Source organism: Streptomyces sp. NPDC058295 (assembly GCF_042880655.1).
Taxonomy (GTDB): Bacteria; Actinomycetota; Actinomycetes; order Streptomycetales; family Streptomycetaceae; genus Streptomyces; species Streptomyces coriariae.
Genome location: NZ_JBHVYO010000058.1, coordinates 11,400 through 37,405, shown reverse-complemented (window position 1 = coordinate 37,405; position 26,006 = coordinate 11,400). Strand labels below are relative to the sequence as shown.

The following is a 26,006-nucleotide window of genomic DNA, read 5'->3' as shown; positions in this document are numbered from 1 at the left end:
AGTCATGTCGACCGGCGCCGCACCCGACGACGACCACATAGCCGTTTCCTTCGCCACCCTCGAGGTGCTGGCCGCCGACCTGGAGGACATCCTCAAGAAGCTCAACGGCAAGCTGGACGATCTCTACGACCGGGTCGTGCCCGTCGTGCTGTCCTGGCGGGGCGAGACGCGCGAGGTCTTCGTCGACAAACTCGACGAGTGGGACCGCTCCGCCCAGGACCTGCAAGCGGCCCAGAAGTGGCTGCACGAGTACGTGACCACGGGCCACACCAACTACGCGGCCGCGCACCTCGCGGTGCTGCGAGGCTGGGGTGGCGCCTGATGGCCGACCGGCGGCCCACCGACGAGCAACGCGCACAGGAGCGGGCGGACGCCCGCACCCGTTCGCCCAGAACGAGCGGTGGCGGCTTCGACCTACAGCCGCAGCATGTGCACTACACCGCGCTCGTGGTGCGTGACGGGCAGTTCGACTACGACAAGGGCGCCAGGGCGCTGGTCGACGTGCTGAACCAGTACAGCCAGTCGGCCGGAACCGGCTGGGGCGCGGACGCCTTCGCGGCGGCGTACAGGTCGGTGAACGAGAAGTTCCTGGAACTCTGGGCGAAGAGCGTGGTCAGCGTGGGCGGTGTCGCCGTCGGTCTGACGGACACCGCCAACAAGTACACCCAGGCCGACTGGGCCGCCCGCAAGATGTACGGTCCGCCGCCCGTCGAGAAACCGCCGCCCGTCGTCATCGAGAAGCAGCCCGGATACGGCCCGGTCAACGACATCAAGTGGACCGGCACCGGCGAGGACGCGGACTCCTGGGACATCTCCGGAATCCTCGGCGAGGTGCCCGACTTCCTCGCCGACGTCATCCGGCCCGCGATCGAGCACGGCCTCAACCTCGGCAAGATGCACGAGATCACCCCGGGTGCCAGGGACGAGGACCTCAAGGGCATGGCCACGGCCTGGCGCGCGGTCGAGAAGGACGCGAAGGCGGCGTCGGACAACTTCAACGGCGCCATCAAGTTCATCACCAACAACAGGGGCAACGACGAGTGGCAGGGCGCGATGAAGGCGTTCTGCCAGACCATCTGGGGCACCACCGAGTGGGGCAGGACCTACGACGCCCAAGGCAACCGGGCTTCCATGGGCCGCAGTTGGAAGACGAACCGCAGCGTCGTCCCGGCGAAGCAGCGGCCCATCATCGAGATTCTCCGCCAGACCGCGACCACCGTGCAGGAGAGCCTCGACCATCTGGCCGATGTCCGTCTCAAAACCGCGGAGACGACCACCCGGCTCGGCAAGGAAGCCGCGAAGGCGACGGTCAAGGACCTGACCACGGGCCTCGACCTGTTCGAGCTGACCCGGCTCGCGGCGACCATGGCGTTCGGCGAGATCGTGCTGACGTTCCGCTCGCACATGGACAAGGCCTCCGCCGACAAAGCGGTCGAGGCGTGCCACCAGGCCTTCAGCGAGGCCGCCACCAAGCTGAAGGCACTGGAGACCGATCTCGACGAGGCACTGCTCAGTGTGCCCACCTTCCGTGCGGAGGTGGCACGCGCGGAGGCGTACGGCGCGCGCTCCCTGAACGACTTCAAGAAGGAACACAGCTGGCAGCGCACGGAGAGCCAGATCCCCTACAAGTACTCCATCGACCTGGCCACGGAGGAGGAACTGAGCGGCGGGCACAGCATCGACAAGCACGTCGGTCTGACGGACGCCCAGCTGACACAGCGGTTGCGGGACGAGGCGTCCGGGGCGGGAAAGGTCGATATTCCCGCGGCTTCCTCCTTCACCGACCTGGAATCGGCGCAGTATTACACTCAGCACAATGTCCGTACCAATACGGCAGAAATCGACAAGTGGCTTACAGGGCCGCCTCCTCCGGTTCCGGGTGAAAAGCAGGACTTCTCCGTGGATGCGGTGCCGGCGGGGCCTCTGGGGATTCCGGCGGTGACGGGGCGTACGGCGCCGGTCGTGAACGATCAGGCGACGCCACCACAGGACGCTCACGGTGTTCTGACCGTACTCAAATACGATCCGGACCTGGATCCGCCCTTCGTGGTCCTGACGTCCATGCCTCAATGATGAGTAAGGAGACAGTGATGGCCGAACTCGATGAGCGTTCGTGGTCCGATGCGATCGACATGTACGAGCGTCGGGCGACCATTGCCAAGGCTACGAGCAGGGTGCACGAGAACTGGGTGCTCGACCTGTCCACCTTGATGCACGGCGTCACCCGCGACGCACGCGGCTGGCGCACGGTGGACATCTGGGAGGGCGAACTCGAAAGGCTCGACGAACCGTCCTACCCCTTCGTCATGCCTCCGGAGGTCGTGGCTACGGCGGACTCCTGGAAGCCCTACCTGCATGAGATCCCGCGTTCTCAGGCCGTACGGTTCCTCGTGGCCCTTTCCACGCCGTGGATCGATGTCACAAAGGAACCGGATTTCGAGGAGCGCAGGGAAGCCCTTGAAGCGAAGGCCTGTGTCATTCTGTCGCGCTTCCCTGAAGGCTCCCACTTCTATGCGAACACCGGGCACGGCAGCGATACCCGCGACTACTACCAACGGGTTTCTCGGTGGTACTCCTTTTCCGTGCGCACCTTCGACTTCGGCTTGGTGCTCGTGTCGGATACGGAAGTCGGGATGGTCTGGTCATTCCGCTGATGTGATGCGATCCGCCGTGCTGCCCCGATCCTCCGTTCTGCCCACGATGGAGAAGCCCCTTGCGCACCCGCACTGCCAGCTATTCCGACCGTGAAGCCGCCCAATGGGCCACCCAGCAGGTCGTCACCGTCAACGAGCAGGTCATCCACCGCTGGCTGGCCGGGTCCACACGTCGGCGCCTGACCATCGAGGCATCGTGGCCCTCCCGGCCCGAGCCGGTGGGCCGAGTGCTGCTGCAGGCGATGATGCTGGCCGGCCGGGAGCCCGTTGACGTGCGCGCGGCCCGGGTGGTCCTCCAGCGGGACGCAAGCCGCCCCCATGGTTTCGCTGTTCACGCCACCTTCCCCGTCTACCTGTAGAAACCTGTAGAGGCTGCCGACCGTGCCCCTGAGCCCCCTAGAACACGACCGCCGCTACGGCGAGCTGGACCAGGTGATCCGCGCCTACGCCGGCCGGCCGGCGGACGACACCCCCGACAAGCCCAGCGGCGCCCTGACCGCCTACCTGCGCCAGACCTGGCACACCCGCCCCTGGGCCCTGGCCGTCGCCGAGCGTCAGCTGCGCGAGTACGCCGACCACCCGCCCGGCCGACTCCGCCTCCGGCTGGGCGAGTTCTACGCGATCCCGGACGTCGGTCTGCCCGAGGGCGAGATCCAGCAGTGGCTGTACCACCTGGCCGATCACATCAAGCACAGCATCGAGCAGGGCGAGGTCCCGCCCCCGGCCGTGCCGGCCACCCACTGGGAGTGGCACGCCCGCTTCCCCGAACTGGGTCAGTTCCTCGGCGGCTGGTTCTCCCAGGACATGCCGGACGAGTTCGACGACCACGACGCGGCCGTCGACGACTACCGCACCACCACCGACCGGCACCTCGTGGCCCGTCTGGTCGGCGAGCTGCGCGAACTGCTCGCGCTCGCCCTGGACGAGTCCGACTACGCCGTGGCCGTAGCCGAGTTGGGCATGGAAGTCGACCCGCCGGCGCCGTACGCGCCCAGCGGCTGGCTCGCACTCGTCGCCGACCGCCTCACCTTTCCGCGCGCCGAGTGAGGGCCAGGACGCCACCAGCTGGTCATCCCACGGTCAAGCGCTCCCCGCGCCCCGGCCAAACGCCCGTATGGGTTCCGCATGCCCTCGCTCCATCAACCTGAAATAGCCGGACTTGCCGGACAGTTCCCTGGCTACGGTGGTGCCGCCACATCATCCGCAGGTTCACGGGGAACAGGAGACGGCGGTGGGCATACCGATCCGTTCGCGCCTTCTCGACTATGTCGATCACGTCGATCACGTCGATCGTGCTGGGGCAAAGCCGCCCGGTGACAACCCTGCCTCGGCCCCGGCACCTCCATCGGTACAGGAACCCCGCAGGTCACGCATCCTGGAGTACGTCGAGTCGACCGAGTACGTCGAGTCGACCGAGTACGTCGAGTCCACCGAGTCCGCCGTGTCGGAACCGCCCGCGCGACCCGGCCCCGCCGGCCCCAGAGCCGGCGTCCCCGCCTACCACACGCCGGTCTTCGTCCCGGCCCATCCCCGCCGCATCCCCACCACGGACCCGACCGGCGCCCCCGCCCCCGCCTCCGTCCCCGCGCCCCTGATCGCCTACGAACTCTTCGAGCACCCCACCCACGGCACGGTGGCCCTCGCCTTCACCACCCTGGACGGGCTCGTGGCCGCCCTGGGGGAGGCGCAGCCGTGGGTCGCGACCTCGATCGGCCCGCTGGCCGAGGGCGTGGGGGCGCAGGGCGTCACGGTCCACGTCGACCCGCGGACAGCGCCCGGTCGGCACAACTGGCAGCCGGCCGACCTGGCCGCCTTCGCGCGGGAGGCACGCCGATGACGGTGGACTTCAAGGCGGTGCTGAGCGACCTCACCTCCCTGTCCAAAACCTTCCACGACGAGGCCGTCAACTACCGCAAGCTGCACGCCGATGTGGCCCCGCCTCTCGTCGGCGGCGGCGACGCCGGGCTCGACCACGCCCTCAAGGAGATCGCCGACCTCATCGTCGCCCTGCACGTCGGCTTCGCCGACCGGCTCGACGATCACGGCGACAAGGTGGCGTACGCCCGTGATTCCTTCCGACGACGCGACATCGACGTCCACGGACTGTTCGAGGACCTGATGGCGGGAGACGGCTGATGGCGGACAGCTGGGTCGGCGGCGACATCGGCGGACTGCGCACGATGGCCGACACGTACAGGAACGCCCGGCAGAAGCTGGAGGAGGTCGTCCACCCGCTCGGCCAGGCCGTCGAACGGCTGGTCGGCGACACGAACTGGAAGGGCGAGGCGGCCGAGACCTTCCGCGCCGCCTGGAGCGAGGACGCGCTGGCCGCGGGCGCCTTCGCGAGCCTCGTGCACAGCGCGGGCGACCTCCTCGACACGCTCGTCGGCGCGCTCTCCGCCTGCGAGACGGCACTCCAGAACGCCGAGCACGTCGCCACCGGCAAGGGCGTGCCGATGGGGGACAAGGGCGTCCCGCTGGAGATGCTGACCTCGAATCCGCCCAGCGCCGACGACCAGAAGACGATCACCGCGCTCGGCGAGTACGACACGGTTCGCGAGGACATCCTGCACACCGCCCAGCACGCACGGCTGGTCGCCGCGGACGGACTGCGGGGCTTGTACGCGCAGGTGACGGCGCCGGTCTCGACCGGCGACAAGATCACCCTCGCCGACGCCCTGCGCGGCCTGTACGCCTACGACGCCGAGGACGCCCGGGCCGGCGGCAAGGAGGCCCGCAGGCTGATCGACGGCGCGAAGGCCGAGGAGCGCGCCGCCAAGAAGGAACTGCGCGCCGAGCGCAAGGCGTTCCAGAAGGCGGGCCGCGCGCTGCCGGACGATCTCCCCGCCAAGGGCGCCTACCGCGACGCGGTGACGCAGGTCGACTCCCTCGAGGACGCCATCGCCCGAGCCGACCACGGCAGTACCGCCCTTCCCTACGACCGGGCTCTCAACGTCAAACTGGCCGACGCGGCGGACGCGCTGCGCCTGGGCGAAGGCGCGGGCAAACTCCCGGAGTTCCTCAGGGAGATCCCGGTGCTGGACGTCGCCGCGGCCGCCGCCTGCGGGCTGGTGGAGGCGAAGGACGACCACGACAAGGGCTGGTCCTGGCAGCACTCGGTGGTCGTCGACGGCGGTGCCGCGCTCGGCGGCGTGGCCGTCGGCGCGGGCGTGGTGGCAGCCCTGCCCGTGGAGGGCGCGGCCGCGTTGGCCGGCGTGGGGGTGGTGGCCGCGGTGGGCGCGACCAGCCTCCTCGACCACTCCTTCCACGAGCACTGGAGCGAGGACATCCATGACCACGGGGTGGTCGGCGGAGTACTGACCGGCACGGGCCACGTCCTGACGGAGACCAAGGACGACGGCGTACGTATGGCGCAGGACATCTGGCATGGCGTCACCAGCATCTTCTGAGCCCGCCGAGGCCATGACCGTCCAGATCCCTGTCCTCCCCAAGCTGGGCAGGACGTGGTACCGGCGGGGCCCGCTCTACTGGCTGTGCCGCGCCCGCACGACCGTCTTCCTGCTCCTGGTGATGGCCATGGTCTGCTTCATGGCCGCCAGCCTCTACGAGGGGTTCCGCAGCGAGATGCCACCCACCGTGCGCACGATCTGCGACGGCGCGCAGGTCGCCGCGTCCTGCGCGGCTCTGGTCAGGGGCTGGGTCAAGCAACGCCGGGGCCATCACGAGGACCTCCTGAACCCGCCGACTCCCGAACAGACCCGCCAGGCCAAACGCGACCACAACAGCCGTGCCCCGGGCCGGGCCGCCGCGGGCCGCGGCCTGGCCCTCCTCGCGGCACCCGTCATGCCGGCCTTCGCCGCGTACCTCGTCGGCTGGCTGACCGCCTGGCTCACGGTCCGCGAGTACCCGAGCGAAGTCGGGGCGCGGCGCTGGATGCAGGAGAAAACACCCCGAACGTGAGGAATGGGCGCTCTGCGCTTCAGTGGTGGCAGGGTTGTTGCATAAGGCAGTTGGGACTGTCAGAGGGAGTCATTACAGTGGTTGCGTTGCGGTCATGAACACTTGAAAGGCGTGGGCGGTTCCGTCCGGGACGGGCGGCGGAAAACGGGGAGAGTGGTTGGCGTGATTCCTGCGGACATGGGCGGGGGCCCCACCGACGTACGGCGCGGATATATGGCGCTCTCGACGTTCAAAAAGCGGGTGGACGACCTGCTCACGGCCTTCGAGAAATCGGCAGGCGGCTCGGCGAAGGTCGGGGGGCACAGCCTGTCGGAGGCCACGTTCGGAGCGGGGCAGTTCCCGGAGGCAAAGGATCTCCACCTCCAGTACGAGCGCGTCCACGAACGCATCACGACCCTCTCCCGGTCCCTCGGGCTCCAGTTGGAGGCCATGCAGATCGCCGTGCACGGCGTGGACGTCACCTTCGACAACCTCGAAGAGGACCTCCGGTACCGGTTCCACGAGATCCGCACCGAGGTCAACCGCGACCGCGAAGAGGCGCTGAACAAGCAGACCGAGCGGACCAACGACGCTGACCACACCGACGCGGGGTACTGATGGCCGACCACGAGAAGAAGTCGGACCGCTACCAGACGGAACGCCAGGAAGCCGCCCAGCAGAACACCGGCGTGGACGACGCCGTCAACAAGGCCGTGGTGATCAGCCCCGGCTCCCTCAGCAGCCCCGGCGGCTTCGGCAAGACCAGCTTCGAGGGCTACGACCTCAACGCCATGATCGACATCGTCGAGTCGGCGAACCCGGAGACCCTGGAGAGCGCGGCCACGGCCCTGGTCGACGCCCGGGACGCCATCAACGACGCCGCCAACGAACTCAGCCGCAACCTGGGCAACGTCGACTGGGAGGGCGAGGCCCACACCGCCTTCTACACCTGGGGCATGAACCTGACCACCACGGCTCTCGCCCTGGCCGGCTACGCCGACGAGGTGGGCACCCAGGTCCTGGCGGCAAGCTCCGGCCTCGCCTCCGTACGCAAGTCGATGCCCCCGCGCGACAGCCGCCTCGTCCCCAAGAAGGTCGACGACATCCCGATGCCCCAACGGGTCGAAGGCAACGAGGAGTACACGGCGGCGGTCACGGCGGAGAAGAACCGCCAGGAAGCCATCAACCAGATGTACCGGCTGGCGTCGTTCTATACGGTGTCGAGCGGGATGATGGAACTGGCGGAGGAGCCGGTGTTTCCTCAGATGCCGGGGGTGGGGGTGCCCGAGCCGACAATTGTCAGAGGTGAGGAGCCTCCCGGAAAGCAGCAGATCGGCCTTGGCGCCGGCACGGCTCGCTCGGAAACTGCGCGTCATCAATCAGCGGATGCTTCTGTCGAGCGGCCTCAGCCGGATGTCCTCTCGACAGCGAAGAAACTGGACGATCCCGTCACGGTCCCGGAACGTCATGTCGGCACGGAGATAGACAGCGTCGGTACGTTGCCGCCTCAGGACACCGTGAAGCCGACAACTGTCACACCACCCTCGACGGCAGGCCCCAACGCAACCCCTGGGGGAACGCTTTCTCCCTTTGCCCCCGCCGGCGTGCCCCCGACTTCCCGAGGGCCAGCCGGGCGTACCTCAGGGTTTGGCGGCGTGCCGGGAGCCAGGGTTACCGGCACGCCGCAGGGGCGGGCGGGCGGCATGCCTGGCGGCACTGCGGCAGGGCGTACGGGAACTGGTCCCATGGGGCAGGCGGGACGTGCCGCCGCAGCGACAGGGAAGACGGGCGGCCGTACGACTGGTCCCATGGGGCGAGGCGCGGTCGGCGGGGGGCCGAAGACTGACGGGCAGTCAGCGGGACGTAGCGGTAGTGTCCCACGCGGTCTCGTCACCGGCATGGGTGCCACGAACCCCGGGCGTCCGGGCGTTGGACGTACCGGCGCCCGACGTACGGGCGATGGCGTTGTCGGCGGGAGGCCTGCCTCCGGGGGCACCCCCGGCACCAACGGTTCCAGGTTGCCGCGCGGTACGGTCGTCGGCGGCGAGGGCGCGTCCACCTCACGCACCGCTGGAGAGAAGACGGGCCAGCGTGGGGTGATCGGAACACCCGGCTCCACGACGGGAAGGGGCGCGGGACAGTCGGCTCGCCGCCCCGGCAACCCTGACGGTGTGGTCGGAACGCCGAAGGGACGAGCTTCCGGAAGCAAGAACACTGGAAATACCCCCGGTGGCTCGGGCACGGCTCGTAATTCTGCGCGCAACCAGGGTTCCCGTGAAACACGTTCACGCCGTGACGAGCGGCGCGATGATGCGTCGGCGACCGACTGACCGGACAAGAGCGAGGACAGGCAGAGGCATGGTGGCAGGGATCAGCCGACGGGGCGGGCGGAGCGCGTCTTTCGCGGGACGAAACGGGAGACGGGTATCCGCCGTCTGTTCAGCGCTCGGCGCCTTGGCCGTCCTCTCGGCAGGTCTGGCCCCGAGCGCGTCGGCCGCCGACGTCCAGTCTCAGCAGTGGTATCTGTCGGCGATGAAGGCCGACGAGATGTGGAAGGTGAGCACCGGCAAGGGCGTAAAGGTCGCGGTAATTGACTCAGGCGTCAACCCTGACACCTCTTCGCTGAAGGGCCAGGTACTTGCCGGAGAGGTGCCGACGACCGTGGCGTACGGCGCGACATTGGACTACTTGGGCCACGGAACGACCATGGCTGAGCTGATCGCTGGTACCGGTGCCGGTGATGGCCTGAAAGGCCTTGCTCCCGGAGCCAAGATTGTCCCTTACCGTATCTTGACCGACGGCCTGAAGAACAAGGCGGAGAGAAGCAAGACCGCAAGCTCGGCAAAGGCGATAAGGGCTGCCGCTGACAGCGATGCCAAAATCATCAGCATGTCCTTCGGTAGCCCAGGGGATGACCCCGAGCAAGAGGCGGCGATCAAGTACGCCCAATCCAAGGGCAAGTTGATGTTTGCCAGCGTCGGGAACGACGCGGAGCGCAAGAGCCTCATCGACTATCCGGCCGCGTATCCCTATGTTGTCGGAATCGCAGCGTCGGATGAGAACGGAAAAGTCACAAAGTTCTCAGAGCACGGAAACTATGTCGACCTAGCTTCCCCTGGTATAGACGTACCCACGTGGTGCGACAACACATTCCGCTCTTACTGCAAAGGCCAAGGTACCAGCCAAGCCACAGCTATCACCTCAGCCTCCGCAGCCCTGATCTGGTCCGCCCACCCCAAGTGGACCGCCAACCAGGTCCTCGCCAGCCTGATCGACACCGCCGGACGCGACTGGGCGAAGAACGACCCCAGCACCTACCTCGGCTACGGACTGATCCGCCCCCGCATGGTGCTGGAGCAAAGCAACTTCAACCCCGGGTCCGCCGAGACCGACCCGCTCGCCAGGGAAAACGCGACGGGCGTCACGGACGAGGCAGGCAACACACCCTCAGCATCGGCACCGACGCCGCAGCCCTCGAAGGCCACGGCAGGAGGCAAGACCTCGGCGGCAGCATCAACCTCGGACACCTCCGACAGCACCACGACGTGGATCGCGTTCGGAGTGGCGGCGGCTGTCCTGGTGATCGGAGGCGGCGCTTTCGCCATTCTCCGCTCGCGGCGAGCCACATGACCCACACATGACGAACCACAGCTCACGAAAGGGAGTGCCCAAATGGTCGACCGCAAGCTAAACGACGGCGATGTACAGAAGCTCCAGAAGGAAGTCATCGATCGCTACGACAACATCCGGGGCTCGCTCGCGAAGCTGCAGGGCACGATCGACATGATCGAGCGGGCGTGGACGGGCCAGGGTGCCAACGCCTTCAACGTCAAGCAGACGGAGATCAACGGCCATATGGTCGCGATCGGCAAGATGCTCGACGACTTCCTCGACGGCATCCACATGACCAAGACCGACAAGCAGAACCTCGAAGACCAGATCACCGCCGACATGAACAAGATCTCGGTGGACGATCTCGGTGGAAAGACTTCGGCGCTCAACAGCTACTGACCATCATTCCGGCGAAGTCTGCCTGAAGTCTTCAGAGAAACGAGGGGAATCATGTCCGGAGCCCATTACGAGGAACTCGCCGTCACCTACGGCACCATGGACGCGCTCGCCACCGAGCTGGGCGACCAGGCCAAGAAGCTCGAGGAGGACCTCGAAGCGCTGCGCCAGGCCGTGCTCAACGTGTCCTCGGGCTGGGGCGGCGAGGCGTTCCAGCAGTTCCAGAGCAAGAGCGAAGAGTGGAACAAGCACGCGCGTGGCATCCACGCGGCGCTGCTCCAGATCTCGCACCAGGTCCACGGCGCCGGCGGTGACTACCGAGGCGGCGACCTGAAGGGCGCCAGCTACTTCATGTAGCAGCAGGTACTCCGCAACACCAGGGTGGGCACGCACGGGAGGTGCCCACCCTGTGCTGTGCTCTGCCCGTCAGCCGTCACCCTTGTCGTCCTCGGACGTATCGGCGGGCACGGCGATGACGAACACCCCCTTGCCTTGGACCCCTTGAACGATCCCCTCGGCCTGTAGTGCCTCGATGGCGGACTTGATGGTTCGGCGGCTGACTGTTCCGCCTGTCTCCTGCTCCAGTTCGTGGTGAGAAGGGCGTGCGCTGCCACGTGACGACCGAGGCCCCGGTCGTGGTCGGAGCGGTCCAGCAGAACTCGGGGCCGGGCTTCACCGTGTACGCCTGCCAGGCATGCGCCGCGCACTACGCGCCGCAGCCGGACGTACTCTCCGTCCTGCCGCCCTCCCGCCGGGGTGACCAGTGAGGGCGTGGTCTGCCGGAACGGCGGGCGAGGCGCGCGAGTTGTCGCCGGAATGCACGCTGGCGAGCCGGCCCGGCTACGGGGACGTGCACGTCTCGTGCCGCCGACTGCGTGACATCCCATTCCCGCACAGTGGAGGTCTGCCGCTGGTACGCCGCTGCGGCTGCACGTGCCATAACCCGTCGGCGGGGGGACCCAGGAAGTGAGCACCGGCACCCCGTCCGAGCGGGCGGCCAACACCCGAGGTTGAGCATCTGGCCGCGTGGACCGGATCGGGCAGTGTGCCGGTCCGATCTGGCCTCGTGGGATGTCACTTCTTTTTGAACCGAGGGAGTTCGTCCGGGAAATTTTGGCCATTCTCGCATTTGCCCACGGTGTAAGCGTGCTGTGTAAGTTCATAGGCGAAGTCGGTCAGTGCTTGATGCAAGTCGAGCCCCTCGGTTCGACTTTCCCCGATCACCCGCACCTCGGATATAAGGGCGTAATCCTGCGAGGCGTCACCCGCCTTGCTTCCACTGGGAACGCATGGGACGTAGACGCTGGCGAAATTGCCCCTGGATAGGGTGTAGATTCCACTTGAGGAAGTCTGTTCTGCCGTCCCCCTTGATCTTCCGCCGTAGGATTTGTAGTAATTTTCCCAGGTCTTTTGGGACGAGTCCTGGATCTGCGCTTCGCCAGACAAAATCGAATCACCGGCGGTGTATATGTGACAGCTGAACATGAAGCCGTATCCGGAGCCATTGGTGTCAGCGCCCTCCTCCGCTGATCGGGTTTTCGGAAGAACGCGGATCACCGTCTCTCTCTTGGTGCTTTCGTCGCATACTTTGGCCGGAAGGGTTTCGAGCCCGTTCGTGAAGAACTCTTGATATGAGAACCAGCCTCCAATCGTCAGGGTCAATGTGGCGGCGCCGAGAGCCAGAATTTTTATATTCTTCTGCATGGGGAAACTTGGAAACCTCTTTCTCAGTTCGACCGTTTCTTGTTACTTCCCAAGATGTCGTCGCTTGACTCCCAGCCCTCGTTGACGGCGTTTCCGATGAGGGTGTTGGTTCCGTCTGTCGGGAGGTTCACGTGGTGTCGCTTCAATGCATCCTGCACTGACCACTGCGTCTGCTGGTTGACCGAATCCTGGGCCCTACTGAGATCTTGTCCGCTTCGATAAACGGCCTCATCCAGTGCGCCGTCCAATTCCCTGCCCTCGAGCAAGCGGCCGACGGCCATGCCGGCGACGCCGGTGATGAAACCTCCGCCCCCGGCGTACGCTGCCCCTGCCGGTCCGGATGGTGCAAGTATGGCAGTGCCGTACCCGATGCCGGCCGAGAGCACGGTATTGAAGAAGTTTCCCTGGTCCTCCAAGCTGTCATTGTAAGCCTTTTCGGCCTCGACGGATTTGTCGATATCTGCGTCGGCGATGGAACGGCCGACAATTCCTTCGATGATTCCTGCGTTTCTGCCGATACCATGAAGAACCAGGTCGCGACTTCCGTCGAACAAAGACGGGTCTGACAGATGCGCATCAAGGAGGCTACCGGTGTAGATGCTCTCTCCGTAGATGATTCCTGCCCTTCCTGACGGGTCCAACGAGGTTGCTGACAGGAATCGCGCCGCGTCCGATCGCAGAAGTCCGTCAGGGTCGTCGCTGGGCGACAGGAAGATCGCCTCGGAGTTCGGCCCTCCGAAGGCTCTGCTGATTTCTGGCATATAGGAAGCCGCCATGTGCCCAAAACTCTCACCCATTCCTCTTCCTACGAGGTCCGCGCCGCCATCGGGCTGCGCCACAGCCTCCATGATGTTCGCCATGATTTGGACCTGTGCCTCGCTGTGGGGCGGAGCCGCATTCATCGAGTCTCCCAGCCCGACCCCGGTCACTGCGGCTTCCAGCGCATGCCCGAGTGAGGGGCCCCGGTCTGTGTACGCGGTGGTGGCCAGCAGACGGTCGAGATGGGACTTGGACTCGAAGGCGTGCACCGCTGCCTCTGGGTTGTGTGACAGGCCCTCGAAGAGCCCTTCCAGCGGGTCTCGGCCGTTGCCGTTGCCGTCGCCGAAGACGAGGTCGAGGGCGTCGTAGCCCTTCACCCACACGGCATCGGTGTTGTTCTCGCCCCCTACCTTGTCCGCCTTGAAGAGCGTCTTTCTGTAGTCGTCCAGAAACTCCGTGTCGTACTGCCCCTGCCGCATCAGACTGCTGATGACCTGGGAGCCCAGCGCCCCGATGGGGTTGAACGAGTCGGTGGCGCGGAAGTTGGTGTTCCGTTCGGCGATGAGGTTTTGCTTCCAATGCTGCATGGCCTCCGAGTCCGAGAAGGACGCCGTGGCCAGTGTGAGGCTCAGGTTGTTCTGGAGGCTCTTCATCGTTTCGAGTTCCGAGCCCCTGGCGCCGGCGTGAGCCGAGGTCATCTCCGTCCAGAACTGGAGCGTCCCCTTGGCCCCGAGGCGCGTGGCGAATTGTTCCGCGAAGAGGGAGTCGCCGCTGTACGTCTCCATCGTGCGGTTGAAGTCCTTGATGTCGTCGAGGCTCATGTCGGCCGGGTTCTTGGCCATCTTCGCGAGCTTCTCCGCCGCCGCGACGGCCTTGGCCGCCTCGTCCCGGTTCGCGTAGGAGGCATCGGCGAAGCCGTACTTGGCCTGGTCCACGAGGAGCCGCAGGACCTTGGCGGCGCTGTTGTCGCTCTGCGTCGCCTTGGTGAGGATGCCCTGGATCTCGTCGCGGAGGGCGTCCACCGCCTTCTGGTCCGTCGCGCCGGTCTTTCCGCTGGGGTCGGACGCCCAGTCCGGCCGGGTGTTGCCGGTGACCGTGAACGTGCCCTCGCCGGTGTCGATCACCCTCAGGTTCTGCTGCGCGCCGCGCGTGATGGCGGCGTTCAACTGGGTTCGGTAGCTGATCAGTTCACCGCGGGTGTCGCTGAGGATCTTGGTGATGGAGTCGGCCTGGGTGTACGCGTCCGCGAACTCGGCGGCCGTCTTGGTGATGAACTCGCGGCTGACGGTGGCGTTGACCCCGGCCCACCTGGCGGTGTCCGCCTTGGCCTTCAGGTTGCTCTCCGCGTCCTTCTGTAGGTCCGCGAGCTTCGTCGTCATCTGCTCCCAGTCGGTGACCGCTTCACCGAGCTTGGAGAAATCCCCGTGACGCAGGGCATCGAGGTCCATCGGTGTCAGTGGCCCTTCCGGTCGTCGAACCCCTCGTCCAGCAGAGCTATGCTGCTGACCGCCCCGGCGATGTACGAGTCGTCGGCGGCATGCTGGTTCTTCGTGAACCGCAGGTGGTTGGAGATGTGGGCGCAGGCGTCCAGTAGGGTCTTGGTCTGCTCGCTCCAGCGCTCCGTCACATGGTCGAGCGCGGCGCCCAGCGCGAATCCCTCACCCTTGAGTCCGCCCGCAGCCGTCGCGGAGGCCACGCGCGCGTGCCCGCTGTAGGTCGTGAAGTCCTCGAACAGGTCGTGAGCCGCCTTGCCGACAGCCTCGAGGTCCTGGTGGCCGGCCACCAGATCTCCCTGCGTGCCGTTCCCGCCCTGATCGGCGGGGTACTGGTTGAGCTGCATCCGTGTGGAATGCTGCCCCGCCGCCGCACTCTTGAGCTGCTCCCACTCATCCCACGCCATGCGTGAGCCCTCCCCCGTGGAGCCCGTCCACCGGACGGGACAGTTTCGCCAAGCCGTCAACAGGCCTTATCCGTAAGCCCAGTTCAAGTGAGTTCACGGATCTCACCATACTTTCCACGAATGACCGCGGTACGACCTGAGGGGGGAGGGGAGCAACGGGGCCTTCTGGCCGCACGGCAAGCACTCTGCTCCGGATGCCGAGTGCGCCCAGCCGCTACGGCCTTCCGGCGCCGGCCCGACCTGAACGATGGCTTTCCCCGCCGTCGTGAGATGAGAAACCCCGCCCCCGCCGACATCCGTCGAAGCCGCTCCCCTCAGGGGCGCCGGCCCACCCCCTGCGTACCTTGTTTCCGGATCCGCCGCGAACCTCTCGCTGCCGCGAGGACGGCCCGGGCAAGTCCCTGTGCAGGCATGCGGCGCCGAGTGGGCCGGCGGTACTACGACTCGGACCCCGCCGTGCACTCCGCCGACATCTCGATCTCCCCGGTATAGGCGAGGATGAGGCGCTTCATGGCTTCGGCATCCCGGTGTTTTGAGCCCTCCGCCTGAATCACGGTGTACAGCTCCTGCTCGTACTTGGTGTCGACGCAGCCGTGGGTCTTGCCGAATGCCTCGAACCCCGAGTACACGAACCGCCCGTCCTCCGTAGATTTATCAGGGGTGTCAAGGGACTGTCGGGCTGCAAAGAGGGCTGTCGTCGTGCCCTCTTCCATCCATATCTGAGTTGTGGTCATTATCAGCTTGTCGTCGACGATGACCTGGCAGCCCTTGCTTCCGGAGTAGGACCTGTCCTTGACGGCGATCTTGCTCCCTGCCGGAAGGAAGGGAGCGAGATCGTCCCTCTCGACAGCCGTTCCGCACAGGGTTCCGGGAACCGCGTACTCGCGTTCCTGTTCCTCCTCGCCGCATCCCGCCAGTAGAAAGACGAGGATCGTGAGCGCGGCGATGGAAACCGTGCTGGACTTCCTCGCAGTCATTCGGTGAGATTTCATCGATGCCCTTCTTTTGTGGGATAGGTGGGCTCAGAAGGCTTTATTGCTGCCGGGAGCCCCTCCATCGACGATGGCTTGCGCATCGAGCTGGCCCTGATTCGCGTCCTCGCGTGCAGTCATTCAGGCATCGCCGGTATCCACTGATCCGCACTTTTCCGTGGCGGCTCGAACTCCGCGATGGCCTGATTTCTCACCTGGCCGTCGGCCCAGAACTGACCGCCGGTCTTCTGGGCCTTCTTGACGGCCCGGCCTTCGGCGTCCTGGAACACCTGTTCCAGAGCGACGCTGGTTGCTGTTCCCGCGGCTCCGCCGGCAAGTGCTCCGACCCACGGGGTCGCGACGAAGGAGGTTCCCACCCCGACAGCGGTGCCGACCCGACCGGAGTCCCATTTCTTGCGCTGGGCCACGGAGTATTCGTATGCCTTGACCTTGCCCGAGGACTCGGACCCGACGGCTTCCCACGCTTGCGACGGGTGGCGGCGGAGGCGGGCCCTCATGCGCCTATAGCCGGGGTGTGGGCAGCGGCGCGGCAGCGGATGGGGGCAACGGCGCCTCCTCAGGATCGAGTTGGCCCGAGCGCGAGGTCAGGTACAGTCGCTGCCCTTCTGTACCTGTCCGGTGTATTCGGTGATAAGGCGCTTCATCGTGGACGAGCTCTCCCGATCGGAGGCGAAGACCTGAACAACGGTGAAGAGAGCCTGGTCCGGGTGAGCCGAATCCGTGCATCCCTCGACTTTCCCGACCGCGCCGGTCCCCGAATAGAGAAACTCGTCGCCGGTGGTCACGTCTCCCTTGTTGACCTGAGCGTGCACGGCGGCGACGTCGACTACGCTTCCTGTCTTCGCCCACCACAATCGGCCTGCCACAAGGGCGAGTTCATCGTCGACGCTCACGTTGCAGCGCTGGGTTCCACCGTTGGGTGTGGTCTGCCGGGTGGAGACCTTGTCCCCGGGCGGCAGGAACGGTGCCAGAAGGTCGGGGTGCACGGACACCCCGCACAGGGTCTGTGGGAGCGAATATTCCCTCTCCTCGCCGCTCGAGCATCCGGACAAGGCGGTTCCGACAGCGAGCGATGCCGTCAGGATTGCAAGGCGTCGAAGCGTTGTGGAGAGCGGGAGCGGTGCGTACTTCAAGGCCAGGGACCTCTCTGGACGGGTGGATCCTTGTGCGGGTGTGCGACGGATGCGGCCGGGATCCCGCATCAGACGTCCGTCTTGAGATCGGGAGCCATGGCAATGACGTTCGTCCCCGAGTCCTTGAATCCGCGCTCTGCACCGACGCGGGCCCATTCTCCGACGTCCGGGAGATCAGCCCTGCCGCGGTTCCTCGCCGCGGTCTCTGCCGCCTTCTCGGTGTAGCCGTTGTTGCTGTCGAGGCCGCTCTCCCAGTACTCGCCCATGAGAGCGCCGGCATCGCCCTTGGCCTTTCCTTCCGCGTCCTTGAAGAGCTCTTCCAGAATCACGCTGGTCGCGGTGCCTGCGATACCACCGGCTGCCGCACCCCCGACCGGGCTGACGATGAACGTTGTTCCCACACCGGTGACGGTGCCGACCGTCCCGGAGATCACGTTCTTCCACTGGGCGACGGAGTGCTCGTAGGCCTTGTCCTTGTCTTCGCCCTCGTGGGCGACGACTTCGGCGCGGCCTTGAGCGAGGGTTCCCGATACTTCGCCCGATCCGCTCGCGATCTGTTCGACGACGAACTGGGGATCGTTGGAATAGCGCTCGTTCGCCGGGAGGTGGGGGCCGAGGTGGTACTCCATCAGATTGCCCATGTAGGCCTTCTGGCCCACCTCCACGGCGGCGTATCCCTCGGGGTTCTGTCCGACGGTGAACAGGAACCGCGTCACGTCACGGTGTTCGAACGTTGCCTCGGTGCCGGAGATCGGGAAGAGCCGGTCCGTGTCACCGTCGGAGTCGTTGGTCATGGCCCGGTTGATGTCCGGAAGGTATTCCGAGGCGATCTGGCCCATGCTGTCGCCCATGTAGCCGTTGTCGGTGATGCGTGACGGCTGTTCCGAGACGGACGACACCAGGCTCTGCATCAGCTTCGCCTGCTCTGCGTTGTGCGCAGGTGTGTCCGCCGTAGGCATCTCCCCGGCCGGGTGCCCCGTGGTGGCCGCTTCCAGCGCAAGCGCCAGGTTGTTCCGCCCGGCCACGCTGTCCTCGCCCTTGTCGTCCTGGTCCTGCGGCCAGTCGCGTTCTTCGAAGAGGTAGTCGAAGTTCGTCAGCGACTCCGGCTTGCCCTTGTCGTCCTTGAAGTCGTGGTCCTCGTCTTTGGTGACGAAGGTGTCGTTGAAGAACTCCGTGGCCGCGTCGGGGCTGTTGGAGAGGGCCTTCAGGTAGCCGGTCATCGGATCCCAGCCGGAGTCGGTGCCGGTCCGGTTGAGGAGTGGGTCCATGCCCATGCGCTGCCAGGCACCATGCCGACCGCTACCCGTGAACTTCTTCTCCGTCTCCATCAGCTTGTCGCCGTAGTCGACGAGGAACCGGTCGTCGAAGTCACCCCACCGCATGAGGTTGGTCATGACCTGTCCGCCGAGGGGGAAACCACCGTTGCGGCCGACCGGCTTGTCGACCAGGTCGATCATCGTGGACTTCCACTGAGTCATGTCGGCGTTGTCGCTCTGCGACGCAGTGGCGAGCGTGAGACTGAGGTTCTTCTGGAGGTCGTCGTACTGGTCGACCCGCTGTTGTCCGATCTTCCACGCGCTGTGCGGGTCGTTGATGCCTGTCCAGAAGTCGAGGGTTCCCTGCGGTCCCAGGCGCGTGGCGAAGCGTTCCGCGAACAGTGGGTCGTCGGCGTACTCCTTCAGCCCCTTGTCGAGCCGGTCGAACTCCGCGACCGACAGGTCCTCGGGCTTCTGCTTCGCCAGGTCTGCCAGCTCATCGGCGTCCTTCAGCGCCTTGGCCGCGGAGTCCCGGTCGGCGTAGTCGACGTCCGAGAAGCCCAGTCTGCTCTGGTCGGCGATCGCCATGAGGACGGCGTTGGCCGAGGTGTCGCTGGTGGTGGCCTGTTCCAAGATTTTCTGGATCTCGTCCCGCAGGGCGGTGATCTCGCCCTTGTTGTCCTGGTCCTGTTGAGCACGGCCCTCCGGCGGGACGTTCGTCGTGACCGTGAACCCGCCCTCGTAGCCGATGACCGTGAGATTCTTCTGACGGCCTCGCTCGATGGCGTCGCCGAGTTGCCCCTTGTACGTCTTCAGCTCGTCCCGGGTGTCCTGGAGGATCTTGTGGATCGACGAGGCCTGGCTGTGCGCGTCCGTGAACTCCCCGGCCGTCTTGCCGATGAACTCCTTGGAGACGGTGGCGTTGTACCCCGCCCAGCTCGCCCTGTTCGCGGCGCCGTGCAGGCCCTTCTCGGCCGCGTCCATCAAGGTCTCCAGATCGCCGACCATCGTCGACCAGTCTTCGACCGCGTCGTCCAACAGGCTGAGGTCGGCGTTGCGAAGGGCGTCGAGATCCATCAACTCTTGCCCTTCTTGTCGTCCTTCTCGCCGTACACCGGGTTGTGCTTGCCGGGTTCACCGACGCGTTCGTCGAAGCCCGCGTCCAGCACGTCGATGCTGCTCATCTGACGACGGATGTAGTGGTCGTCGCCGGCATGGAGCTTCTTCGTGACGGTCATGTGGTTCGAGATGTGCGCGCACGCGTCCCTGAGGGAACCCAGCTGCTCGTCCCAGCGCAGCGCGACATGCTGGAGGGCGCTGCCCAGGGCGAACCCGCCCTTGCTGAGGGCCCCGGCGGCGCTTTCGCTGGTGGGCACCGCCCTGCGACCCTTGTCCCAGAGGTCGTTGTACAGCTTGAACGCGTGGGTGCCGATCTTCGCGAGATCACCCTGATTGGCCCTCAGCTCGCCGTACTGACCGGGATCCGGCGCGGGGCGTACCGGACCGCTACCGGGATCCAGTTGGTTCAGCCGCATGTGGGGCGCGGCGCCCGAGGCCGCCTCCGCCTTCAGCTGCTCCCACTCGTCCCATGCCATGCGCGAACCCCTTCCCCGTGTCCCCGAGTGCCCGTGTCACCGGGTCTCCGTCAAGCCCGCGCCTCGGGCGGGCCCGTCCTTCAGCCATCAACACGCCAGATCCATGAACCCCGGTCAAGTGAGTTCACGGATCTCACCCTACTTTCCTCAATTCACCGCCGTACGGCTTGACGGCGGCGAAGGGTAGCCCGCCGATTTCAGCGCCCGACAAGGCTCTCGGGCGGACGGCGAGTCCGCCCGCCCGTCACACCCCCTCCGGCGCCAACCCCACCTGCACCAGCGGCTTCCCCCGGCGCCGGGAGACGAAGATCCCCCGCCCCGCGGGCATCGGCCGCGGCCGCACCCCACCGAGGAGGTCCCCCTCCCCGGGGTCGCCCGCCAGTACGACACCCTGCGCGCCCAGCTCCTTGATCCGCTGCATGAACGCCTCGTACGACGCCCGCCCCGCGCCCGCCGTCGACCGCGCGATGATGAACCGCACCCCGACGTCCCGGGCGAACGGCAGGAGTTCCGTCAGTCCGGCCAGCGGATTGCCGCTCGACGTCGCCACGAGGTCGTAGTCGTCGATGATGACGAACACCGTCGGTCCACGCCACCAACTGCGGTCCCTGAGCTGCCGCGCCGTCACCTCGGCCGTCGGCGCCCGGCGCTTCATCAGGTCGGCCAGCGCGGCCATGTGGTGGTCCATGGCGTTGGACATCGGGATGTACTCGGCCAGGTGGGACTCCGGCGTCACGTCCAGCAGGGACCGCCGGTTGTCGACCACGAACATCTTGCACTCGTCGCCCGAGTAGCGCTGGGTCAGTTGCTTGATCAGCAGCCGCAGCAGGTTCGACTTGCCGGACTCGCTCTCGCCGAAGACGAGGAGGAACGGGTCCTGCTCGAAGTCGACGTAGACCGGCTCGAGCCGGTCCTCGTCGAGGGCGAAGGCCACCCCGCGGCGCGGGAAGCGGTCGCCCGACGGCAGCGAGTCGGCCGGGAACTCCCGTGGCAGCAGCCGGACTTCCGGCGCGGGTGCCGCCTGCCACTGCCGGGAGACCTCCGCGGTCAGCGCCTGCGTGGCGTCGGCGAGGTCCGTGTCGGAGGTGAGGCCGTCGATGCGCGGGACCGCCCCCATGAAGTGCAGTTTCTGCGGCGACTGGCCACGGCCCGGCACGCCCGCCGGGACGTTCGCGGCTACCTTGCGGTCGATCTCGGAGTCCATCGTGTCGCCGAGCCGCAGCTCCAGCCGGTTCATCAGCTGGTCCTTGAGGGCGGCCCTGACCTCCATCGAACGCGAGGCCGTCAGCACCAGGTGGACGCCGTAGCCGAGCCCGCGCGCCGCGATGTCGAGGATCACCTGGTCCATCGCCTCGTACTCGGACCGGAAGTTGCCCCATCCGTCGACGATCAGGAACACATCCCCCCAGGGCTGGTCCGCGACCGAGATGTCCCCGCGGGCCCGCCTGGCCCGGAACTCAGCGATCGACGGGATGCCGGCCGAACGGAAGTACTCCTCACGGCGGGTCAGCACGCCGTACACCTCGGCCACCGTGCGCCGTACCCGCTCCGGGTCGAGCCGGGAGGCGACCCCGCCCACATGCGGCAGGCCGGCCACCGACGCCATTCCGCCGCCGCCGAAGTCGAGGCCGTAGAACTGGACCTCGTGCGGCGTGTGGGTGAGGGCGAAGGCGCAGATCAGCGAGCGCAGCAGGGTCGACTTGCCGGACTGCGGGCCGCCAACGATCTGCATATGGCCCGCGGCGCCGGAGAAGTCCACCCAGAGGGAGTCACGGCGCTGCTCGAACGGCTTGTCCACCAGACCCACCGGCACGACCAGCCGGCCCGCGCCCTCGTACCCCGGCTGGGTGAGGCCGCGGCCCGGCACCGCCGTGAGTCCCGGCAGCAGCGCGTCCAGCGACGGCGGACTGTCCAGCGGCGGCAGCCACACCTGGTGCGCCGCCGGACCCTGCGCATCCAGCCGGCGCACGATCACGTCGAGCACCGTGTCCGCCAGCGCGTCGTCGACCTCCGCGTCGCCGGACGGACGGGCCTGCGGCACCTGCGCGTACCGCACCGGCACCTCCGCCGAGGTGAACAGCACCGGCCGCCGGTCCACCGGCAGCGGGCCGCCCCCCGGCGCCGTCCGCTGAGCGCCCGAGCGGTAGACCCCGGACACGTACGCCGCCTTGAACCGCACCATCTCGTCGGTGCCGAACTTCAGGAAGCCGGAACCCGGCACGTTCGGCAGCGAGTACGCGTCGGGCACACCGAGCGCCGCCCGGGACTCCGCCGCCGAGAAGGTGCGCAGACCGACGCGGTACGACAGATACGTCTCCAGGCCGCGCAGCCGGCCCTCCTCCAGGCGCTGCGAGGCCAGCAGCAGGTGCACGCCGAGCGAGCGGCCGATCCGGCCGATCTGCACGAACATCTCGATGAAGTCCGGCTTCGCCGTCAGCAGTTCGCTGAACTCGTCGATCACCAGGACCAGGGAGGGGATCGGCTGAAGGGCGGCTCCCGCGGCCCGCGCCTTCTCGTAGTCGTGGATGTTGGCGTAGTTGCCCGCGTCCCGCAGCAGCTCCTGGCGGCGGTTGAGCTCGCCCCGGATGGAGTCGCCCATCCGGTCCACCAGCGTCAGGTCGTCCGCCAGGTTGGTGATCACGGCCGCCACGTGCGGCATCTGCGCCATGCCGGCGAAGGTCGCGCCGCCCTTGAAGTCGGCGAGGACGAAGTTCAGCGTCTCGGAGGAGTGGGTGACCGCCAGGCCCAGCACCAGCGTGCGCAGCAGTTCGGACTTGCCGGAACCCGTCGCGCCCACGCACAGCCCGTGCGGGCCCATGCCCTCCTGCGCCGCCTCCTTGAGGTCCAGCATCACCGGACGGCCGTCCTCGCCCACCCCGATCGGCACCCGCAACCGCTCCGCCAGCGAACGCGGCCGCCAGGTGCGCCGGGTGTCCACGGACGCGGCATCCCCGAGGCTCAGCAGGTCGGTGAACTCCAGGTTGGCCAGCAGCGGCTCGTCGTCGTCCCCGCCGGACGCCATCCGCAGCGGGGCGAGCTGCCGGGCGAGTGCCTCGGCGGACTCGGGGGAGAGCGCGTCCGGCGTCCCCTCGTAGACGGCGCCGTGCCCCGACTCCAGCCGCAGCACGCCGGGCTGTACGACGATGTCGAGCTCGCCGCCGGCCCCCGTCGGCTCACCGGGGACGATCTCGAGGACCGTCATACCCTGGAGCCCCTCGGGATTGGCCAGAACCGAGTCAGGGGGCAGGGAGACGCCGTCGAGGACGACGACGATGTGCGGCTCGTCGGGCAGCGGTGTCGCGTGCGGATGGAACCGCGGGCGGCCCGTCAGCCGAGTGCCGAGCAGGTTCTCCAGTTCACGGGTGTCGGAGCCGATCAGCCTGCGGCTGCCCGCCCCGTCCACGGCCCCCGACGCCTGGACGTGCGGCAGCCACTTCGCCCACTCCCAGTGCGGCAGTTCCTCCCGGCCCGCCGCGACCACGAGAACCAGATCCTCGGACGAGTGCAGCGCGGCCAGCGAACCGGCCAGGGCACGGGCGCAGGAGCGCACCGACCGCGGCTCACCGCTGACCGTGACGTGGTAGAAGGCGCGCAGCGAGACGGCCATCGGCAGGTCGTCGAGACTGTCGTGGACGGCGAGGAAGCGCTGGAGCGCGCCCGCGGTCAGCGGCTCCAGCTGCTCCACCGGGCCGGTCTCGGGAGCGATCAGCGCGGTGGCGAGGGCCTGCGCGCCGAGGCCGACGCGGACCTGGGCGAAGTCCTCGTCCCCGGGCCGCCGTTCCCACACCCGGCTGCCCTCGGCGACCAGCGCCCACAGCTGCTCGGGGGAGGGATGCAGGTAGTACTGCGCGTCCCGCTGGGCCCGCGCGGTGTCGAGCGCGGTACGCCGGGTCTGCGCCAGGTAGCTCAGGTAGTCGCGGCGCAGATCCGCCAACTGCCCTTGCGAGCCGCGCCGGAAGCGCACCACCATCGCGATCGACATGGCCACGGTCGAGGCGATCATGACCATGCCCATGATGCGCATGAACGGCTGCCCGCTCGTGAAGAAGAAGACCACCGAGCCGCCCATGCCGAGCGTCGGCAGCAGTTGCATCAGCACGCTCTCCTGATGGCCCCGCGGCAGCTCCGGCGGAGGCTGCAGGACGATCTCACCGGTGGGCACCTCGGACGGCAGCACCCGCGGCTGGCGCTTCACGACGATGTGGCTCACTGCTCACCAATCCCCTTGCGAGGCCCCGAATCCCCTTGCGCGACCCCGGAAAACCTCGTCCGCCGCCCCGTGCCGGACGGACGCAGGCCGCCGCGTGATCCTACTGACTGCCTGTCCGACCAAGGGGCGGTAGGGTGCCGGATGTTCGCGTGAGCACACCCGCGGGCCGCGCCGCGCACCCACCGGCGCGGAACCTTCACACCGCCCACCGACAGCGCACACGCCGACACCGAGCACGCCGACACCGCACACGCCGACGCGGAACCATCACTGAGGGGGAGCAGCAGGTGAGTATCGCGGCCTCCGCGGCAGCCACCGGAGAAGGGCGCGGCACCGGATCCGCTCCCGCGGCGGGGACGGGGCTCGGCTTCTGCCGGGTCACCATCGTCGCCCCCGACAGCCGGATCGACGTGGCGCTGCCCGACGACGTCCCCGTCGCCGACATCCACCCGGAGATCCTCAGGCTCTCCCGGCAGAGCCCCGCCGAGGGCGCTCCGGTCGGCTACCACCTCGTCCGCCGGGACGGCACCGTCCTCGACAGTTCCCGTTCGTTCGCCGCCCAGCACATCCTCGACGGCGAGCTCCTCACACTGCGCCCCTTCTCCGAGTCGCTGCCGCCCGCCGTCTTCGACGACGTGTCGGAGGCGGTCGCCTCGGCCGTGACGCGCGAGCACACCCTGTGGAGCGGCGAGCTGACCCGCGCCGCGGGCCTCGTCGGGGGAGGGGTCCTGACGGCCCTGCTCGCCTTCGTCGCCTGGACCGGTGACCCGCGTCACGACATGCACGGCCTGCCCGGCATCCTCGCCGCGGTCGTCGGTGTCCTGCTGGTCGCCCTCGCCTGTGTCCGGGCCCGTGTCTACGACGACCGGGGCTCCGCCGTCGCCCTCGGGCTCGGCGCGCTGCCCAACGTGGCCGTGGCGGGCTCCGGGCTCCTGCCGCTCGCCGACGGCCAGGGCATCGGCAGGCTGGCGTTCCTGCTGTCCTGCGCCGCGGTGCTGCTCGCCGCGGTGCTGCTCACCCTGTGCTCCCCTCGCGGGGACGGCCCGTTCGTCGCCTTCGTGGTCGCCTCCGGCGTCGGCCTGGCGGCGGTGTTCGCGGCGATCCTGGCGCACTGGACCCCGGCCGAGACCGCCGCCCTGTCTGCCCCCGTCGGCGTGGGCGCGCTGGCCTTCCTGCCCGGTCTGTCCATGCGCTTCGCCCGGCTGCCGATCGGCTTCGACGCCCCGGCCACCGCTCCGCGCAGCGCGTACGGCGCCGATCCCACCCCGCGCGAGCCGGTCGACGCCGAGCGGATCGCCGCCCAGGCCCGCCGCGGACACGAACTCCTGGTCGGCCTGGTGGGCGGCTGCGCGGTGATCACGGTGGGCGCCTGCGCGGTCCTCGGGTTCTCCGACGACGTCTGGGCCCGGCTCCTCGCCCTGGCCGCGGGCATCGCTCTGCTGATGCGCGCCCACCTGTTCCGCTACACCGCCCAGGTCGCCCCCGTACTGGCGGCGGGCCTCGGTTCCCTCGTCCTGCTGGGGCTCGGGCTGGCACTGAACCCGCCGCACTCGGTGATCCGCGACGCGCTGACGGGCGACCGCACCGACCTGGACATCCGTACCGTCTGGCTCGTCGCGGCGATCGCGGCGGCGTCCGCGATCGTCACCGCGATCGGCCTGATCGGCTCGCGGGGCGGCCTCACGCCGTTCTGGGGCCGCTTCATGGAGCTCGCCGAGGGCTTCGTCCTGCTGACGCTCGTCCCGTTGGCACTGGCCGTCTTCGACGTGTACGCGACGGCCCGGTCGATGACGGGCTGACCCGCGGGCGGCCGCGCGGGAACGGCGGACGCGAGCCGCGGCACACCCCGCCCGTCCACGCCGCCGCCGGCTCCGGCCCGGGCACAGCGCGGCACG

Annotated in this window: 25 protein-coding genes and 1 pseudogene; 16 read left to right on the top strand and 10 right to left on the bottom strand. The window is 67.7% G+C overall.

All coding sequences use genetic code 11. The features are described from left to right. Nucleotides 1-4 precede the first annotated feature (4 nt). From ACFVYS_RS38110 to ACFVYS_RS38045, 14 genes are all read left to right on the top strand, one after another. Nucleotides 5-322 carry a WXG100 family type VII secretion target gene (locus ACFVYS_RS38110; RefSeq protein WP_389509685.1) on the top strand — a complete coding sequence of 106 codons (318 nt, stop codon included), beginning with the start codon at nt 5-7 and terminating at the stop codon, nt 320-322. Beyond that, nucleotides 322-2,073 carry an RNase A-like domain-containing protein gene (locus ACFVYS_RS38105; protein ID WP_389509683.1) on the top strand — a complete coding sequence of 584 codons (1,752 nt, stop codon included), beginning with the start codon at nt 322-324 and terminating at the stop codon, nt 2,071-2,073. Before ACFVYS_RS38110 ends, ACFVYS_RS38105 begins: the two co-directional genes overlap by 1 nt. Nucleotides 2,074-2,090: 17 nt before the next feature. Next, a complete protein-coding gene (locus ACFVYS_RS38100) occupies nt 2,091-2,654 on the top strand; it encodes a hypothetical protein (protein WP_389509681.1) in 564 nt (187 codons plus the stop codon). A gap of 59 nt (nt 2,655-2,713) precedes the next feature. Continuing rightward, complete coding sequence (locus ACFVYS_RS38095; RefSeq protein ID WP_389509679.1) at nt 2,714-3,013, top strand: RNase A-like domain-containing protein; 300 nt, start codon at nt 2,714-2,716, stop codon at nt 3,011-3,013. A 22-nt stretch (nt 3,014-3,035) separates the two neighbouring features. Continuing rightward, nucleotides 3,036-3,701 (top strand): contact-dependent growth inhibition system immunity protein, encoded by a 666-nt coding sequence (locus ACFVYS_RS38090; protein WP_389509677.1) that lies wholly within the window; start codon nt 3,036-3,038, stop codon nt 3,699-3,701. A 184-nt stretch (nt 3,702-3,885) separates the two neighbouring features. After that, nucleotides 3,886-4,491, top strand: coding sequence for an SAV_915 family protein (locus ACFVYS_RS38085; protein ID WP_389509675.1), 606 nt, complete (start codon nt 3,886-3,888; stop codon nt 4,489-4,491). Further along, nucleotides 4,488-4,790, top strand: coding sequence for a DUF6317 family protein (locus tag ACFVYS_RS38080; protein ID WP_389509673.1), 303 nt, complete (start codon nt 4,488-4,490; stop codon nt 4,788-4,790). The genes ACFVYS_RS38085 and ACFVYS_RS38080 overlap by 4 nt, the downstream gene beginning before the upstream one ends. After that, nucleotides 4,790-6,064, top strand: coding sequence for a WXG100 family type VII secretion target (locus ACFVYS_RS38075; RefSeq protein ID WP_389509671.1), 1,275 nt, complete (start codon nt 4,790-4,792; stop codon nt 6,062-6,064). The genes ACFVYS_RS38080 and ACFVYS_RS38075 overlap by 1 nt, the downstream gene beginning before the upstream one ends. Further along, complete coding sequence (locus ACFVYS_RS38070) at nt 6,042-6,575, top strand: hypothetical protein (RefSeq protein ID WP_389509669.1); 534 nt, start codon at nt 6,042-6,044, stop codon at nt 6,573-6,575. The genes ACFVYS_RS38075 and ACFVYS_RS38070 overlap by 23 nt, the downstream gene beginning before the upstream one ends. Nucleotides 6,576-6,788: 213 nt before the next feature. Further along, the gene (locus ACFVYS_RS38065) at nt 6,789-7,172 is read left to right on the top strand and encodes a hypothetical protein (RefSeq protein WP_389509667.1); all 384 of its coding nucleotides are present in this window, start codon (nt 6,789-6,791) and stop codon (nt 7,170-7,172) included. Continuing rightward, the gene (locus ACFVYS_RS38060; protein ID WP_389509665.1) at nt 7,172-8,884 is read left to right on the top strand and encodes a hypothetical protein; all 1,713 of its coding nucleotides are present in this window, start codon (nt 7,172-7,174) and stop codon (nt 8,882-8,884) included. Before ACFVYS_RS38065 ends, ACFVYS_RS38060 begins: the two co-directional genes overlap by 1 nt. A gap of 202 nt (nt 8,885-9,086) precedes the next feature. Further along, a complete protein-coding gene (locus ACFVYS_RS38055) occupies nt 9,087-10,184 on the top strand; it encodes a S8 family serine peptidase (protein ID WP_389509663.1) in 1,098 nt (365 codons plus the stop codon). A gap of 42 nt (nt 10,185-10,226) precedes the next feature. Then, nucleotides 10,227-10,565, top strand: a complete 339-nt coding sequence (locus ACFVYS_RS38050) for a WXG100 family type VII secretion target (protein ID WP_385567896.1) — start codon at nt 10,227-10,229, stop codon at nt 10,563-10,565. 51 nt (nt 10,566-10,616) lie between these two features. Further along, entirely contained in the window at nt 10,617-10,919 is a 303-nt protein-coding gene (locus tag ACFVYS_RS38045) for a WXG100 family type VII secretion target (protein WP_385567899.1), read from the top strand. Nucleotides 10,920-10,988: 69 nt separating this feature from the next. Here the strand turns inward: ACFVYS_RS38045 and ACFVYS_RS38040 are convergent. Beyond that, nucleotides 10,989-11,150, bottom strand: a pseudogene (locus ACFVYS_RS38040) (hypothetical protein); the annotation flags it as partial. 26 nt (nt 11,151-11,176) lie between these two features. Between ACFVYS_RS38040 and ACFVYS_RS38035 the strand changes: the two are divergent. Next, the gene (locus tag ACFVYS_RS38035; RefSeq protein ID WP_389509660.1) at nt 11,177-11,329 is read left to right on the top strand and encodes a hypothetical protein; all 153 of its coding nucleotides are present in this window, start codon (nt 11,177-11,179) and stop codon (nt 11,327-11,329) included. A gap of 307 nt (nt 11,330-11,636) precedes the next feature. Here ACFVYS_RS38035 and ACFVYS_RS38030 read toward each other — a convergent pair whose 3' ends face one another. The 9 genes from ACFVYS_RS38030 to eccCa form a co-directional block, all read right to left on the bottom strand. Next, the gene (locus tag ACFVYS_RS38030) at nt 11,637-12,266 is read right to left on the bottom strand and encodes a hypothetical protein (RefSeq protein WP_389509658.1); all 630 of its coding nucleotides are present in this window, start codon (nt 12,264-12,266) and stop codon (nt 11,637-11,639) included. Between the two features lie 23 nt (nt 12,267-12,289). Further along, entirely contained in the window at nt 12,290-14,473 is a 2,184-nt protein-coding gene (locus ACFVYS_RS38025; RefSeq protein WP_389509656.1) for a hypothetical protein, read from the bottom strand. Between the two features lie 5 nt (nt 14,474-14,478). Then, complete coding sequence (locus ACFVYS_RS38020; RefSeq protein ID WP_389509654.1) at nt 14,479-14,925, bottom strand: hypothetical protein; 447 nt, start codon at nt 14,923-14,925, stop codon at nt 14,479-14,481. 437 nt (nt 14,926-15,362) lie between these two features. Further along, on the bottom strand, nt 15,363-15,902 hold the full coding sequence (locus ACFVYS_RS38015; protein ID WP_389509652.1) for a hypothetical protein: 540 nt from the start codon (nt 15,900-15,902) through the stop codon (nt 15,363-15,365). A 131-nt stretch (nt 15,903-16,033) separates the two neighbouring features. Next, nucleotides 16,034-16,324 carry a hypothetical protein gene (locus tag ACFVYS_RS38010; protein ID WP_389509650.1) on the bottom strand — a complete coding sequence of 97 codons (291 nt, stop codon included), beginning with the start codon at nt 16,322-16,324 and terminating at the stop codon, nt 16,034-16,036. A 177-nt stretch (nt 16,325-16,501) separates the two neighbouring features. Beyond that, nucleotides 16,502-16,909 (bottom strand): hypothetical protein, encoded by a 408-nt coding sequence (locus ACFVYS_RS38005; protein ID WP_389509648.1) that lies wholly within the window; start codon nt 16,907-16,909, stop codon nt 16,502-16,504. A 209-nt stretch (nt 16,910-17,118) separates the two neighbouring features. Then, nucleotides 17,119-19,383: a DUF6571 family protein gene (locus ACFVYS_RS38000; RefSeq protein WP_389509646.1), complete on the bottom strand. Its 2,265-nt coding sequence runs from the start codon at nt 19,381-19,383 to the stop codon at nt 17,119-17,121. Continuing rightward, nucleotides 19,383-19,901: a hypothetical protein gene (locus ACFVYS_RS37995; protein WP_389509644.1), complete on the bottom strand. Its 519-nt coding sequence runs from the start codon at nt 19,899-19,901 to the stop codon at nt 19,383-19,385. Before ACFVYS_RS37995 ends, ACFVYS_RS38000 begins: the two co-directional genes overlap by 1 nt. A gap of 244 nt (nt 19,902-20,145) precedes the next feature. Further along, nucleotides 20,146-24,111, bottom strand: a complete 3,966-nt coding sequence (eccCa, locus tag ACFVYS_RS37990; RefSeq protein WP_389509642.1) for a type VII secretion protein EccCa — start codon at nt 24,109-24,111, stop codon at nt 20,146-20,148. 287 nt (nt 24,112-24,398) lie between these two features. Between eccCa and eccD the strand changes: the two genes are divergently transcribed. Next, the gene (gene eccD, locus ACFVYS_RS37985) at nt 24,399-25,910 is read left to right on the top strand and encodes a type VII secretion integral membrane protein EccD (protein WP_389509640.1); all 1,512 of its coding nucleotides are present in this window, start codon (nt 24,399-24,401) and stop codon (nt 25,908-25,910) included. The last annotated feature ends 96 nt before the right edge of the window (nt 25,911-26,006 follow it).

Excerpts from the sequence above, each read along its gene's own strand:
- ACFVYS_RS38100 (WP_389509681.1), top strand. The coding sequence starts at position 2,091 with ATGGCCGAACTCGATGAGCGTTCGTGGTCCGATGCGATCGACATGTAC.
- ACFVYS_RS38105 (WP_389509683.1), top strand. The coding sequence starts at position 322 with ATGGCCGACCGGCGGCCCACCGACGAGCAACGCGCACAGGAGCGGGCG.
- ACFVYS_RS38110 (WP_389509685.1), top strand. The coding sequence starts at position 5 with ATGTCGACCGGCGCCGCACCCGACGACGACCACATAGCCGTTTCCTTC.
- ACFVYS_RS38060 (WP_389509665.1), top strand. The coding sequence starts at position 7,172 with ATGGCCGACCACGAGAAGAAGTCGGACCGCTACCAGACGGAACGCCAG.
- ACFVYS_RS38080 (WP_389509673.1), top strand. The coding sequence starts at position 4,488 with ATGACGGTGGACTTCAAGGCGGTGCTGAGCGACCTCACCTCCCTGTCC.
- ACFVYS_RS38065 (WP_389509667.1), top strand. The coding sequence starts at position 6,789 with ATGGCGCTCTCGACGTTCAAAAAGCGGGTGGACGACCTGCTCACGGCC.
- ACFVYS_RS38075 (WP_389509671.1), top strand. The coding sequence starts at position 4,790 with ATGGCGGACAGCTGGGTCGGCGGCGACATCGGCGGACTGCGCACGATG.
- ACFVYS_RS38020 (WP_389509654.1), bottom strand. The coding sequence starts at position 14,925 with ATGGCGTGGGATGAGTGGGAGCAGCTCAAGAGTGCGGCGGCGGGGCAG.
- ACFVYS_RS38000 (WP_389509646.1), bottom strand. The coding sequence starts at position 19,383 with ATGGATCTCGACGCCCTTCGCAACGCCGACCTCAGCCTGTTGGACGAC.
- ACFVYS_RS38045 (WP_385567899.1), top strand. The coding sequence starts at position 10,617 with ATGTCCGGAGCCCATTACGAGGAACTCGCCGTCACCTACGGCACCATG.
- ACFVYS_RS38025 (WP_389509656.1), bottom strand. The coding sequence starts at position 14,473 with ATGGACCTCGATGCCCTGCGTCACGGGGATTTCTCCAAGCTCGGTGAA.
- ACFVYS_RS38055 (WP_389509663.1), top strand. The coding sequence starts at position 9,087 with ATGAAGGCCGACGAGATGTGGAAGGTGAGCACCGGCAAGGGCGTAAAG.
- ACFVYS_RS38070 (WP_389509669.1), top strand. The coding sequence starts at position 6,042 with ATGGCGTCACCAGCATCTTCTGAGCCCGCCGAGGCCATGACCGTCCAG.
- ACFVYS_RS38030 (WP_389509658.1), bottom strand. The coding sequence starts at position 12,266 with ATGCAGAAGAATATAAAAATTCTGGCTCTCGGCGCCGCCACATTGACC.
- ACFVYS_RS38015 (WP_389509652.1), bottom strand. The coding sequence starts at position 15,902 with ATGACTGCGAGGAAGTCCAGCACGGTTTCCATCGCCGCGCTCACGATC.
- ACFVYS_RS37995 (WP_389509644.1), bottom strand. The coding sequence starts at position 19,901 with ATGGCATGGGACGAGTGGGAGCAGCTGAAGGCGGAGGCGGCCTCGGGC.
- ACFVYS_RS38050 (WP_385567896.1), top strand. The coding sequence starts at position 10,227 with ATGGTCGACCGCAAGCTAAACGACGGCGATGTACAGAAGCTCCAGAAG.